Here is a 12,896-nt window from a genome sequence, read left to right as displayed (position 1 = left end):
AGCGCGACGGACACGGTTGGCGGTCCCGCACGATGATGCTAAGCCTTGTTTGGACGTCTCCGTAGCTCAGCTGGACAGAGCACAGGTTTCCTAAATTCCACAATTGGGCGTCGCGCCGGGAAACCGCGCGGCGGATCCGCTCAAATTCGGGGAAAGCTTCCGGCGCCAAAACGCCCTGCCGATCCCGAGCCAAGCCCGAGGCACCGTCGCGGTTCCCGGGAAGGTGTAGAGACTAGACGGGCGGCACCTAAAGGCCCCAACAGGTCCAGGGTGAAGGGATAGTCCAGACCACAAACGCGCGACGAGCGCGGCGGCGAAAGCCGAAGTGGGATGAAACCTGGGGTCGCAGGTTCGAGCCCTGCCGGGGACGCCATTTGCCATACTCAAGATTGCAGTCGACGCCTGCCTGCGCCCACTGGTCCCGCATCAGTACGCTGTCGCACTTTAACAAATGACATAATGTGTGGGTCGTTGCTCACGCCAAGCTTCACGGTCTTGCACACCGTAAGATTTCGACCGAAGCATCGGCCGATTGGGGCTGGGCAGAGCGAAAATGGCGGGCCAGAAAACTGACGACCGCGACGTCCTCCTCGGGCGTCGCATCGCCGAGCAGCGCAAACGCTCGAAGCTGACCCAGAGGGCTGTCGCCGACAGCTTCGGCATGTCGGCTGCCCAGCTCCAGAAGTACGAAAAGGGCGTGAACCGGATCAGTGCGATCCACCTCGCCATTCTGAGCCGCTTGACGAATACGCCGGTCTCGGACTTTCTCGACGGCATTCCCCATCCTGACGAGGCGACCGAGCGCGGCTTTTCGGAGGGCACGCAGCAGGGCTACAGCGCCGAACCGTGGTCGGATTTCGCCCGCGCCTTCGCCCGGCAGGTGGTCGGCACCTTCAGCGAGGCGCAGCGGCGCGAACTCTCGGCCGCCGTCGATGTGCTGAGCCGCGAGCTGAAAAACTAGGCCGTGCGAAGGGGCCGCAGACCCTCTCGGCAAAAACAGCACGCCACGACTGAAGCGTTCTATATAACGGACGATTTCGGCATTCCGGCTTGACCACTCCCATCTCCGATGCGAAAAGCCGCGCCTTCGAGAGACCGGGTCAAGCGCCGTTGCCGACGAGGCGCGCCCGACATTCGGGGGTGCATGCAATGCCTCGTTCCGACTACCTCTTTACCAGCGAATCCGTCTCCGAGGGCCACCCCGACAAGGTGAGCGACCGCATCTCGGACACCGTGGTCGATGCCTACCTGACGGCAATGCCGGAGGCCCGCCTCGGCGTCGAGACGCTGACCACGACGAACCGCGTCGTGATCGCGGGCGAGGTGCGCGGCCCCGATTCCGTGACCTTCAAGGATCTGGAAGAGCTGACCCGCGAGGCGGTGCGCGACATCGGCTACGAGCAGTCGGGCTTCCACTGGAAGAACAACGACGTCGCCATCCACCTGCACGCGCAGTCGGCCGACATCGCCCAGGGCGTGGACGCCGCGGGCAACAAGGACGAGGGCGCGGGCGACCAGGGCATCATGTTCGGCTATGCTGCCGACGAGACCCCGGCCCTGATGCCGGCCCCGATCTTCTACGCCCACAAGATCCTCAAGGACCTTGCCGACGCGCGCAAGGCCAAGCAGGGTGACGCGGCCAAGCTCGGTCCCGACGCCAAGAGCCAGGTCACCGTACGCTACGCCGACGGCCGTCCGGTCGAGGTGACCCAGATCGTTCTCTCGACCCAGCACCTCGACGAGTCGCTCGACTCGGCCGACGTGCGCGCCATCGTCGAGCCCTACATCCTCAAGGCCCTGCCGGAAGGCTGGGTCAACGAGGGCACCGTCTGGCACGTCAACCCGACCGGCAAGTTCGTGATCGGCGGCCCCGACGGCGACGCTGGCCTCACCGGCCGCAAGATCATCGTCGACACCTACGGCGGCGCGGCCCCCCACGGCGGCGGCGCCTTCTCCGGCAAGGACCCGACCAAGGTCGACCGTTCGGCCGCCTACGCTGCCCGCTATCTGGCCAAGAACGTCGTCGCCGCCGGCCTCGCCCGCCGCGCCACGATCCAGCTTTCCTACGCCATCGGCGTGGCCAAGCCCCTGTCGATCTACGTCGATCTGCACGGCACCGGCACGGTGGACGAGGCCAAGCTCGAAGGCGTGCTGATGGAGGCCCTCGACCTCTCGCCCCGCGGCATCCGCACGGCGCTCCAGCTCAACAAGCCGATCTACGCCCGCACGTCGGCCTACGGCCATTTCGGCCGCGAGCCCGACGCCGACGGCGGCTTCTCCTGGGAGAAGATCGATCTGGCCGACAAGCTGAAGTCGGCCTTCTGAGCCCGAACCATGATGGGGAGGGATGACGACATCCCTCCCGAGACGGGTGGGACGGCGGAGACCGAGCGAGCCTTCTACGGGCGCCGCAAGGGCAAGCGCCTTCGCCCGGGCCAGGAGCAGCGCCTCGAAGAGCTGCTTCCGGCTTTGCGCGTCGCGCTCCCCGAGCGCGGCGAATTCCTCGACCCGCCGAGCCTTTTCCCGGTGGCGGTCGATGAGGTCTGGCTGGAAATCGGATTCGGTGGCGGCGAGCATCTCGCCGCCCAGGCCGAAGCCCATCCGCGGGCCGGCATCATCGGCTGCGAGCCGTTCGTCAACGGGGTCGTCAAGCTGCTGCGCGCGGTGGACGATCGCGGCTCGCGCAATGTCCGCGTCTGGGACGAGGACGCGACCGCATTGCTGGCCGCCCTGCCGGATGCAAGCCTCGCCCGCGTCTACCTGCTTTATCCCGACCCGTGGCCCAAGCGCCGCCAGCGCAAGCGCCGCTTCGTCTCGGATGCCTCGCTCTCCGAAATCGCCCGCGTGCTGCGCCCCGGCGGCCATTTCCGCTTCGCCAGCGACATCGACGACTATGTGGGGTGGACCCTGGTGCGCGCGGCCCGCTGCCCGCTCTTGCGCTGGACCGCGCAGACCGCCGACGACTGGCGCAGGCCGTTCGAGGGCTGGCTGGGCACCCGCTACGAAGCCAAGGCCCTCGCAGCCGGCCGGCTGCCGAGCTACCTGACGTTCGAGCGCGTCGAACCGGCCTGATTCCAAGGCACGACCCCGCCGTGCACCTCCCTCTCCCCTCCGCGGGAGAGGGAGGCCCCGAAGGGGGTCGGGTGAGGGGAGCGACGTTTCCGCTGGGCCGACGCAGGCCGAGACGGGCACCGTCGCGCTGCCGCTTTCCCGTCCGCTTCGCGGACACCCTCCCCCGCGGAGGGGGGAGGGGCGTAAGCGAGAGCCTCAGCTCGCCTTCGTCTTCGCCGCGGTCTTCTTGGCAGCCGCCGGCTTGGCCGCGGTCTTCGTCGCCGTCTTGCGCGCGGCCGGCTTCTTCGCCTCGGCCCCCTCCGCCTTCTTCGTCGTCGTGCGAGCACGCGTGGCCGTCTTGCGGACCGGCTTCTTGCCGCCGCCCGAGGCGCGCTTGGCGTTGATGAGCTCGATCGCCTGTTCCAGCGTCAACGCCTCGGCAGCCATCGTCTTCGGCAGCGTCGCGTTGACTGAGCCGTCGCTGACATAGGGGCCGTACTTGCCGGCCTTGACCACGAGGGCGGCACCGTCCGGATGCGGGCCCAGCGCGCGGCCGGGATCGGAGGAGGGACGCCCGCGCCCGCCACCCTGCTCCTTGGCGACGATGAGATCGATGGCGCGGTTGGCGCCGATCTCCAGCACGTCGTCGTCCTTGCCGAGATTGGCGTAAGTCTTCCCGTGCTGCACGTAGGGGCCGAAGCGGCCGAGATTGGCCAGGATCGGCTCGCCGGTCTCCGGATGCTTGGCCACCTCGCGCGGCAGCGAAAGCAGGCGGAGCGCAATCTCCAGGGTCACGCTGCCCGGGCTCGTGCCCTTGGGCAGCGAGGAGCGCTTGGGCTTCTCCGCGCCCTTCTCGGCACTCGCCTCGCCGAGCTGAACGAACGGACCGAAGCGGCCGTCGCGCAGGGTCACGGGCAGGCCGGTGGCCGGATCGTCGCCGAGCACCCGCACGCCGGGCTGGCCGCCCTCGGTCGAGGAGCCGTCACCCTCGCCCTCGACCCCGGAGGCCGAGAGCTGGCGGGTGTACTTGCACTCAGGGTAATTCGAGCAGCCGATGAAGGCGCCGAACTTGCCGAGCTTGAGGGAGAGCTGGCCCGAGCCGCAGGTCGGGCAGGCACGCGGATCGCCGCCATCCGCCTTCTCGGGGAAGATGTGGGGGCCGAGCAGGCCGTTGAGAGCCTCCAGGACCTCGGCGACGCGCAGCTCCTTGGTGCCGCCGATGGCGGCGGAGAAGTCGCGCCAGAAGTCGCGCAGCACCGAGCGCCAGTCGATCTCGGCATTCGAGACCCGGTCGAGCTGCTCTTCCAGGCTCGCGGTGAAGTCGTACTCGACGTAGCGCTTGAAGAAGCTTTCGAGGAAGCCGGTGACGAGGCGGCCCTTGTCCTCCGGCTGCAGGCGCTTCTTCTCGATGCGGACGTATTCGCGGTCGCGCAGGGTTTGGAGCACCGCGGCATAGGTCGAGGGCCGGCCGATGCCGAGTTCCTCCATCCGCTTGACGAGGCTGGCCTCCGAGTAGCGTGGCGGCGGCTCGGTGAAGTGCTGGGTCGAGGCGATGCGCTCGCGCTTGAGCGGGTCGCCCGCCCTCATCGCCGGCAGGCGCTTGGAATCTTCGTCCTCCTCGTCGTCCTTGCCTTCCTGATAGAGGGCGAGGAAGCCGTCGAACTTCACGACCTGACCGGTGGCGCGCAGGTCGATCCGCCGCGGGCCGACGCTCGCGGTCACCTCAACGGTGGTACGTTCCAGCTCGGCCGATTCCATCTGGCTCGCGATGGTGCGCGTCCAGATCAGCTCGTAGAGCTTGGCCTGCTCCGGTTCGAGGTAGCGGGCGATCTGCTTCGGCAACCGGCCCATATCGGTCGGGCGCACGGCCTCGTGGGCCTCCTGCGCGTTCTTGGCCTTCACGGAGTATTTGCGCGGCGCGCCCGGAACGTAGTCGTCGCCGAACTCGCGACCGATCACCCGGCGAGCGTCCTGGATCGCCTCCGGCGCCATGTCGACGCCGTCGGTCCGCATATAGGTGATGATCCCCACGGTCTCGCCGCCGACATCGACGCCCTCGTAGAGCCGCTGGGCGACGCGCATGGTCTGCGCCGGCGCCATCCCGAGCTTGCGGGAGGCTTCCTGCTGCAGCGTGGAGGTCGTGAACGGCGGCTGCGGGTGACGCTTGGCGGGCTTGGCCTCGATGCTCGCCACCTGGAAGGTCGCGAGTTCGAGGTCGCGCTTGAAGGCGGCGGCCTCCTCGGCATTGCCGACATCGAGGCGCTGGATGCGCTTGCCGTCGGCGCCGACGAGCCGGGCCTCGAACACGCCGCCGGCTTCCGTCACCAGGGTGGCCACGATCGACCAGTACTCGCGGGGCTTGAAGCGCTCGATCTCCATCTCGCGCTCGACCACGAGACGCAGCGCCACCGACTGCACCCGGCCCGCCGAACGGGCGCCGGGGAGCTTGCGCCACAGCACCGGCGAGAGGTTGAAGCCGACGAGATAATCCAGCGCCCGGCGCGCGAGATAGGCATCGACCAGCGCCTGATCGATCTGGCGCGGCTTCTTCATCGCCGCGTCGACCGACGCCTTGGTGATGGCGTTGAAGGTCACGCGCTCGACGGGAATGCCCTTCAGCGCCTTGCGGGCGGTGAGCGCCTCGATGACGTGCCAGGAGATCGCCTCGCCCTCGCGATCCGGGTCGGTCGCGAGGATGAGCTTCTCGGCTCCCTTCACGGCGCGGGCGATCTCGGACACGCGCTTGGCGCCGCGATCCTCCACCTCCCAGATCATGGCGAAGTCGGCCTCCGGATCGACCGAGCCGTCCTTGGCCGGCAGGTCGCGGATGTGGCCGAAAGAGGCCAGAACCTCGTAATCGCGCCCCAGGTATTTGTTGATCGTCTTGGCCTTGGCCGGCGACTCGACGACGACGACTTTCATGAACCTCTGCCTCTCGCCAGAGCCTCACCGCAGATACGGTTTTGGGAATGGCGCGGATGCGTACCGGTCGGAGGCCGGCTCTCGCGCCGCGCAGAAGTGGGTGAGCCGCGCGGCGTTGTCAAATCGGGTGAACGTGCCGGCGAGCGGATTAGATTCCCGCGTACCACTCGTAGCCGCGGTCTTCCCAGTAGCCGCCGTTGCCGTCGCCGATGCCGGTCAGGCCCTCGGTCAGCTCGATGCGCATGATGTATTTCGCCTGCTTGTAGCCGAGCTGGCGCTCAACCCGCAGGCGCAAGGGCGCGCCGTTCGCGACCGGCAACGCCTTGCCGTTGAGGTCGTAGGCGAGGATCGTCTGCGGGTGGTAGGCATCGGTGAGGTCGATGCTTTCGTAGTAGCGCACCGGCGTGCCCTGCGCCGCCTCGCCCTCGTCCGCCGGAGCCTCGTTGCCCGCAGCCTTCGAATCACTCGCTTGGTTCTCCGCCCCCTCAGGCCGCTGCTCCATCCCGGGATTGGCGGTCTTCTCCTCGGCCTCCTCCGTCTCCTCGCTCGCGGTGTATTCCATCGTGTCGGCGCAGTGGAACACGACGTAGCGGGCGTTCGGCTTCAGGCCGGCGCGCTGAAGTACCTCCGCGAGCGGCACGCCGGTCCACTTGCCGATGGCGCTCCAGCCCTCGACGCAGTCGTGTCGGGTCGTCTGGGTCCGGGCGGGCAGCGCCCGAAGCTCGGCGAGGCTCAGTTCCTGGGGTCGCTCCACGAGGCCGTCGACCCGAAGTTTGAACCCCTCGAAGCTCTTGGCGGCGAGCGTCTTGTAGGCCCGGTCCGGCGGATCGATGGTGCCGTTGGGCTTGAACCAGGGCGAGATCTCGGAATCCGGAAATTCTTTGGCGAGCGAGGCCGGTGTCAGCAGCAGGCGCTGGACGAACAGGTTGGCATCCTCACCCGTCTTGAGGGCGCGCTGGCCGGTGGCGCTCGCGGCGAAACGGTCGCAGCCGCCGAGCGCCGACACGCCGAGAAGCCCGGCCGCCGCGGTGAGGAAGCCGCGGCGGTGGGGCAGGGCGATCGAACGGGGGAGGGTCAGGCGGGGTCTCATCGGCTCTCTCCCGGTCCGGCGGGAAGCTTCTTGCGCTCGATCACGAACCAGCCGGTCACCATGCTGCGCATGTTGTTGACCACGCCGGAGAGCAACACGAGCAGGACGTGGACGATCACGAACAGCACCAGCAGGTTCGTGACGATGAAGTGGATCGTGCGGGCCGATTGCCGACCGCCGAACAGGTCGGGCAGGGGCACCACCGCGTTGACGCCCGGCGACATGGCCAGCCCCGTGAGCACCATCAGCGGCAGCAGCACCGCCACCACCACGAGGTAAGTGAGCTTCTGCAACACGTTGTAGCGCTTGGCCTCGTCGCCTTCCGGGAAGTGCAGGGTCAGGTGCTCGCGGATCGAGGAACCGAAGCCGCGCATCTGGTCGGCGTCGGGGACGAGGCGGCGGCGAAGCTGGCCCGTACCGAGCCCGTAGAGGAGGTAGATCAGCCCGTTGATGACGAAGGCCCAGGCGAACAGGAAGTGCCAGCGCCGCCCGGTGGCGAGATCCTGATGCGCCGGCAGGGTCGCCCAGGAGGGAAAGGCGCGCCCCGCCGGCCGGCCGTTGAGGTTCGACAGGCCGAGCACGCCCGTGGTGTCGAAGGTCTGGCCGGCGACATAGACGATGCCGCGGGCCGTGCCGTCGTCCTTCTGGTCGTCGGTGATGGCGACGAACGGCTTGTCGAAGGTCGAGGCCGAGCCCCAATAGAGGGCCGGATGGGCGTTGAAGATCTGCAACCCGCTCATCAGCAGGATGGCGAGACAGGCCACGTTGGTCCAGTGCGCCAGCCGGATCACCAGCGGATGGCGGAACATCCAGCGCCGCCGCACCGTCTCCACGATGTCGGGCCCCGAGAGCGTCGATCCTGCGGCCACGGCGCGCTGTTCCTTGAGTGTCGCGTTCCTCGCCGGATCGGTGGACCGGCCGGCGCCGGGAAACGTAAGCCTTCGTTTCACACGAAAAAGCCCGCCCGGTGTAACCGAGCGGGCCGCGCACCGCCTAGACGGCGCGCCGATAACAGTCTGGTGACGGGGTGATTACATGCCGCCCGCGCCGGACTCCATGCCCGAGCCGGAGTTCATGCGCTTGGAACGCATCATCTTCTTGCTCTTCATGGGCTTTTTCATTTTCTTGGAGCTGCGCTTCATCGGGCGCTGCTCCTGGCCCATGTCGTCACCCATGGCGCCCTGCTGCATTTGGCCGCCCATCTGCCCGCCCATGCCGGGCTCCATTCCGCCCCGCTGCATGCCCTGAGCATAGGCGCCTGAGGACAGGGCGAGACCGAGCGAGAGGGCACCGGCCGTAAGGAGAAGTCGCGCGTTCATGGACATCCTTTCGGTGTTTCCAGGCAAGCGCCGCAGGCCGAAGACCCCCGGCACGCACAAGCCCGAACGATGTGCAGCCAACGGATGCCGGAGGGGATCGTTCAAACTTTTCTCGTTCACGGCCCCGCGAGCACAAGGAAAATCTCTTCGCCGCGACCGGACGAGACGGTTCTTCGCGCGAGCCGAGCGGGATCGCCGTCGGCAAGCCTCACGCCTTGCCGGGCCGGGCGCCGGCACCTATAGCGCGGGGCCGAGGCCAGAACCGCCGCATGACCGCTCAGACCGCACCCGCCTTCCCGCACCGGCACCTGCTCGGCATCGAAGGCTTGAGCCGGCCGGACATCGAATCGCTCCTGGAGCGCGCCGACGCCGCCGTCGCCCTGTCGCGTCAGGTCGAGAAGAAGCGCACGACCTTGCGCGGTCGCACCCAGATCAACCTGTTCTTCGAACCCTCGACGCGCACGCAATCCTCGTTCGAGCTCGCGGGCAAGCGCCTCGGCGCCGACGTGATGAACATGTCGGTCGCCTCGTCCTCGGTGAAGAAGGGCGAGACCCTGATTGACACCGCCGCGACCCTGAACGCCATGCGGCCCGACATCATCGTGGTGCGCCACCATGCGGCGGGCGCCGTGCACCTGCTCGCCCGCAAGGTCGATTGCGCCGTGGTCAACGCGGGCGACGGCGCCCACGAGCACCCGACCCAGGCGCTGCTCGACGCCCTCACCATCCGCCGCAACAAGGGCGGCATCGAAGGGCTTCAGGTCGCGATCTGCGGCGACGTCCTGCACTCGCGGGTGGCGCGCTCCAACATCATCCTGCTCCAGGCGCTCGGCGCCCGGGTCCGGGTGATCGGCCCCTCGACGCTGCTGCCCACCGGCATCGAGCGATTCGGTGTCGAGGTGTTCACGAACATGCGCGAGGGGCTGAAGGGCAGCGACATCGTGATGATGCTGCGCCTCCAGCGCGAGCGCATGAACGGCTCCTTCGTCCCTTCGGTGAAGGAGTATTTCCGCTATTACGGCCTCGACGGCGACAAGCTGGCGCTGGCCAAGCCAGGCGCGCTGGTGATGCATCCGGGTCCCATGAACCGCGGCGTCGAGATCGCCTCCGACATCGCCGACGGGGCGCAGTCGCTGATCCGCGAGCAGGTCGAAATGGGCGTCGCCGTGCGCATGGCCGTGCTGGAAGCGCTGGCGACCCACCTGCCGAACGGGTGACCCGAATGAGCGCGCTCCTCCTCTCCAACGCCCATCTCCTCGACCCGGCGACCGGCCGCGAGGGGCCCGGCGCGGTGCTCCTGCGCGAGGGCCGCATCGCCGATGTCGCCTGGGGCGCCGCGCCCGGTCCACCGGAGGACGTCCAACAGATCGACTGCGGCGGGCTCACCCTCAGCCCCGGCCTGATCGACCTGCGCGCCTTCGTCGGCGAGCCCGGCGCCGAGCACCGCGAGACCCTGGCCTCGGCGAGTGCCGCAGCGGCCGCGGGCGGCGTCACGACGCTGGTCTGCATGCCCGACACCAACCCCGTCATCGACGGGCCGGCCATCGTCGATTTCGTCCTGCGCCGCGCCCGCGACACGGCGAGCGTCAATGTCCTGCCGGCCGCCGCCATCACCAAGGGGCTGGCGGGGCGCGAGATGACCGAGTTCGGCCTGCTGGCGGAGGCCGGCGCGGTCGCCTTTACCGACGGACTCAAGGCGGTCACCAACGCGCAGGTGATGCGCCGCGCGCTGACCTATGCCCGCGATTTCGGCGCGCTGCTGATGCAGCATGTCGAGGAGCCGGACCTCGTCGGCGACGGCGTGATGAACGAGGGCGAGATGGCCTCCCGCCTCGGCCTGCTCGGCATCCCCCGCGAGGCCGAGACGGTGATGCTGGAGCGCGACATCCGCCTCGTGCGCCTCACCGGCGCGCGCTACCACGCGGCGATGATCTCGACCGCCGATTCCGTCGAGATCGTGCGGCGGGCCAAGGAGGCGGGGCTGCCCGTCACCTGCGGCGTCTCGGTCAACAATCTCGTGCTCAACGAGGGCGACATCGGGCACTACCGCACCTTCTGCAAGCTCTCGCCGCCCCTGCGCCGCGAGGACGACCGGCAAGCGGTGATCGCCGCGCTGAACGAGGGCGTGATCGACGTCATCGTCTCCGACCACAACCCGCAGGACGTGGAGACCAAGCGCTTGCCGTTCGCCGAGGCCGCGGACGGCGCGCTCGGCATCGAGACGCTGCTCGGCGCGTCCTTGCGCCTGCTGCATACCGGCGACGTGACGCTGGGAATGCTCCTCAAGGCCCTCTCGGCCAATCCCGCCGCGCTGCTCGGCCGCGAGGCGGGCCGGCTCGAGAAGGGCGCGCCCGCCGACCTCGTGCTGATCGACCCCGATCTGCCCTACCTGCTCGACAAGCGGCAGCTGAAGTCGCGCTCCAAGAACTCGCCCTTCGACGAGGCGCGGCTCCAGGGCGCGGCGGTGCTGACGCTGGTGGGCGGCCGGATCGTCCACCGCTCCGATCTCTCGGCCATCGCCGCATGACCACGCTTCTCGCGGCCAGCTGGCCGGCCCTCATCGCCGCGCTCGTCCTCGGCTACGCCTGCGGCGCGATTCCCTTCGGGCTGATCCTCACGAAGTTCGCCGGCCTCGGCGACGTGCGGGCGATCGGCTCGGGCAATATCGGCGCGACCAACGTGCTGCGCACCGGCCGCAAGGGGCTGGCCGCCGCGACCCTTCTCTGCGACGCGCTGAAAGGCACGCTGCCGGTGCTCGTCGCCGGCCTCTGGGGAGAGGGGCCGGCCCTGGCCGCCGGGCTCGGCGCCTTCCTCGGCCACCTCTTCCCGGTCTGGCTCGGCTTCAAGGGCGGCAAGGGCGTGGCGACCTTCATCGGCGTGCTGCTGGGCCTGAGCCCGCTGACGCTTCTCGCCTTCGCCGCGATCTGGCTCGGGCTGGCCTTCGCCCTGAAATACTCCTCCCTCGCCGCGCTCGCGGCCTCGGCCGCCACGCCCCTGGTTCTGTGGGCGCTCGGACACGGAGCGGTTGCAATCCTCTTCCTCGTGCTCGCGGCGCTGCTATGGTGGAAGCACGCGCCCAACATCCGCCGACTCGCTGCCGGCACCGAGGGCCGGATCGGGCAGAAGGGCTGAGCGCGGCCCCCTCCCGACAGGAGGGGAACCCGATGCAGCTCACCGACGCGCAGCGCCGCGACTGGCTGCGCCTGATCCGCACCGAGGGTGTCGGCCCACGCACCTTCCGCGGCCTGATCAACCGCTTCGGCAGCGCGGCGGCCGCGCTCGACGCCCTGCCGGACCTGACCAAGCGGGCGGGCAAGCGCGCCGTGCCGCCCTCGAAGACGGAGGCCGAACGCGAGATGGCGGCCGCCGCCCGCCTCGGTGTGCGCTTCCTCGCCATGGGAGAAGCGGCCTACCCGAAGGCGCTGCACGCCACCGAGACCGCACCGCCGCTGATCGCTGTCCGCGGCGACCCGGCCCTGCTCCTGAAGGCTTCGGTGGCGATGGTGGGCTCGCGCAACGCCTCGACCGCCGGCCTCGCCTTCACCGAGCGGCTCGCCCGGGGTTTGAGCGAGGCCGGCCTCGTGGTGGTCTCGGGGCTCGCCCGCGGCATCGACGCCCGCGCCCATAAGGCCACGCTCGACGGCGGCACCGTGGCGGTGCTCGCGGGCGGGCAGGACCGGATCTACCCGGAGAACCATGCCGGTCTCATCGAGGACATCGTCGGCGCGGGGGGCGCGGTGGTGGCCGAGATGCCGATGGGCTGGGTGCCCCGCGGGCGCGACTTCCCCCGGCGCAACCGCATCATCTCCGGGCTCAGCCTCGGCACGGTGGTGGTCGAGGCGGCGCGCCGCTCCGGCTCGCTCATCACCGCCCGCTTCGCCCTCGAACAGGGCCGCGAGGTCTTCGCCGTGCCCGGCTCGCCGCTCGACCCACGGGCGGAGGGTACCAACGACCTGATCCGCCAGGGTGCGACGCTGGTCTCGGAGGTCGAGCACGTCCTGAGCGTCCTCGAACCGCTGATCGCCGGTGAGGCACCTCCCGTGGAGGGCTTGAACGACCGCCCGGAATTGCCCGAATCGCGCGACTATTGGGACGAGATCGATCTCGACGGCACGGCGTCCGCGGCACCGGCCGCGGCGTTCGACGCGCCCGAGCCCGGCGAGTCCGATCCCGCCGCGCCCCGCGACGACCGTGCCCGGCTGATCGCGCTCCTGAGCCCGACGCCGGTCGGGACCGACGAACTCGCCCGCTCCTCCGGCCTGCCGGTGCGGATCGTGCAGACGACGCTGCTCGAGCTCGAGCTCGACGGCCGCGTCGAGCGGCACGGCAGCGGAACGGTGTCCCTGGTCCCGCGGCTCTGAGCCCCGCGTGGCGTTCGAATCCTTTCAAAGCCCGGGCGCCATTAAGATTTCATCAAACAATTCTCATTGCCGACGTCTCGAATCACGATTATCGGGCGCTATCCGGCCTCGGCTCGATTACTGTCGCCGGTGCTGGCAATTCCGCGATCAGCC

General features: G+C 69.1%; 11 protein-coding genes. 7 read left to right on the top strand and 4 right to left on the bottom strand.

Features of this window, described 5'->3' with window-relative positions:
• The first annotated feature begins 553 nt into the window (after window positions 1-553).
• The 3 genes from BY998_RS21955 (at window position 554) to BY998_RS21945 (ending at window position 3,072) form a co-directional block, all read left to right on the top strand.
• A complete protein-coding gene (locus BY998_RS21955; RefSeq protein ID WP_110353823.1) occupies window positions 554-961 on the top strand; it encodes a helix-turn-helix transcriptional regulator in 408 nt (135 codons plus the stop codon).
• A 188-nt stretch (window positions 962-1,149) separates the two neighbouring features.
• Window positions 1,150-2,325 (top strand): methionine adenosyltransferase, encoded by a 1,176-nt coding sequence (metK, locus tag BY998_RS21950; protein WP_110353822.1) that lies wholly within the window; start codon window positions 1,150-1,152, stop codon window positions 2,323-2,325.
• A gap of 9 nt (window positions 2,326-2,334) precedes the next feature.
• Entirely contained in the window at window positions 2,335-3,072 is a 738-nt protein-coding gene (locus BY998_RS21945; RefSeq protein ID WP_110353821.1) for a tRNA (guanine(46)-N(7))-methyltransferase TrmB, read from the top strand.
• 195 nt (window positions 3,073-3,267) lie between these two features.
• Here BY998_RS21945 and topA read toward each other — a convergent pair whose 3' ends face one another.
• The 4 genes from topA to BY998_RS21925 form a co-directional block, all read right to left on the bottom strand.
• Window positions 3,268-5,973: a type I DNA topoisomerase gene (gene topA, locus BY998_RS21940; RefSeq protein ID WP_110353820.1), complete on the bottom strand. Its 2,706-nt coding sequence runs from the start codon at window positions 5,971-5,973 to the stop codon at window positions 3,268-3,270.
• A gap of 148 nt (window positions 5,974-6,121) precedes the next feature.
• A complete protein-coding gene (locus BY998_RS21935; protein WP_110353819.1) occupies window positions 6,122-7,063 on the bottom strand; it encodes a molybdopterin-binding protein in 942 nt (313 codons plus the stop codon).
• Entirely contained in the window at window positions 7,060-7,932 is an 873-nt protein-coding gene (locus BY998_RS21930; RefSeq protein ID WP_110353818.1) for a cytochrome b/b6 domain-containing protein, read from the bottom strand. The genes BY998_RS21935 and BY998_RS21930 overlap by 4 nt, the downstream gene beginning before the upstream one ends.
• A 162-nt stretch (window positions 7,933-8,094) precedes the next feature.
• Window positions 8,095-8,487, bottom strand: coding sequence for a hypothetical protein (locus tag BY998_RS21925; RefSeq protein WP_245421697.1), 393 nt, complete (start codon window positions 8,485-8,487; stop codon window positions 8,095-8,097).
• Between the two features lie 164 nt (window positions 8,488-8,651).
• Here BY998_RS21925 and BY998_RS21920 point away from each other — a divergent pair, with 164 nt between their 5' ends.
• From BY998_RS21920 to dprA, 4 genes are read left to right on the top strand one after another with little or no spacing between them, the layout of a single operon-like run.
• Window positions 8,652-9,599 carry an aspartate carbamoyltransferase catalytic subunit gene (locus BY998_RS21920; RefSeq protein WP_110353817.1) on the top strand — a complete coding sequence of 316 codons (948 nt, stop codon included), beginning with the start codon at window positions 8,652-8,654 and terminating at the stop codon, window positions 9,597-9,599.
• Window positions 9,600-9,604: 5 nt separating this feature from the next.
• Window positions 9,605-10,909, top strand: a complete 1,305-nt coding sequence (locus tag BY998_RS21915) for a dihydroorotase (RefSeq protein ID WP_110353816.1) — start codon at window positions 9,605-9,607, stop codon at window positions 10,907-10,909.
• The gene (gene plsY, locus BY998_RS21910) at window positions 10,906-11,514 is read left to right on the top strand and encodes a glycerol-3-phosphate 1-O-acyltransferase PlsY (protein ID WP_110353815.1); all 609 of its coding nucleotides are present in this window, start codon (window positions 10,906-10,908) and stop codon (window positions 11,512-11,514) included. Before BY998_RS21915 ends, plsY begins: the two co-directional genes overlap by 4 nt.
• 32 nt (window positions 11,515-11,546) lie before the next feature.
• Complete coding sequence (dprA, locus tag BY998_RS21905; RefSeq protein WP_110353814.1) at window positions 11,547-12,743, top strand: DNA-processing protein DprA; 1,197 nt, start codon at window positions 11,547-11,549, stop codon at window positions 12,741-12,743.
• Window positions 12,744-12,896: the final 153 nt, after the last annotated feature.

The sequence above is a fragment of the Methylobacterium sp. B4 genome (genome assembly GCF_003201865.1).
Classification (GTDB): Bacteria; Pseudomonadota; Alphaproteobacteria; order Rhizobiales; family Beijerinckiaceae; genus Methylobacterium.
Note: the sequence above shows the minus strand (reverse complement) of the source record. Positions and strands in the feature narration are given on the sequence as shown.

Excerpts from the sequence above, each read along its gene's own strand:
- metK (WP_110353822.1), top strand. The coding sequence starts at position 1,150 with ATGCCTCGTTCCGACTACCTCTTTACCAGCGAATCCGTCTCCGAGGGC.
- plsY (WP_110353815.1), top strand. The coding sequence starts at position 10,906 with ATGACCACGCTTCTCGCGGCCAGCTGGCCGGCCCTCATCGCCGCGCTC.
- BY998_RS21920 (WP_110353817.1), top strand. The coding sequence starts at position 8,652 with ATGACCGCTCAGACCGCACCCGCCTTCCCGCACCGGCACCTGCTCGGC.
- dprA (WP_110353814.1), top strand. The coding sequence starts at position 11,547 with ATGCAGCTCACCGACGCGCAGCGCCGCGACTGGCTGCGCCTGATCCGC.
- BY998_RS21945 (WP_110353821.1), top strand. The coding sequence starts at position 2,335 with ATGATGGGGAGGGATGACGACATCCCTCCCGAGACGGGTGGGACGGCG.
- BY998_RS21915 (WP_110353816.1), top strand. The coding sequence starts at position 9,605 with ATGAGCGCGCTCCTCCTCTCCAACGCCCATCTCCTCGACCCGGCGACC.
- topA (WP_110353820.1), bottom strand. The coding sequence starts at position 5,973 with ATGAAAGTCGTCGTCGTCGAGTCGCCGGCCAAGGCCAAGACGATCAAC.
- BY998_RS21935 (WP_110353819.1), bottom strand. The coding sequence starts at position 7,063 with ATGAGACCCCGCCTGACCCTCCCCCGTTCGATCGCCCTGCCCCACCGC.
- BY998_RS21955 (WP_110353823.1), top strand. The coding sequence starts at position 554 with ATGGCGGGCCAGAAAACTGACGACCGCGACGTCCTCCTCGGGCGTCGC.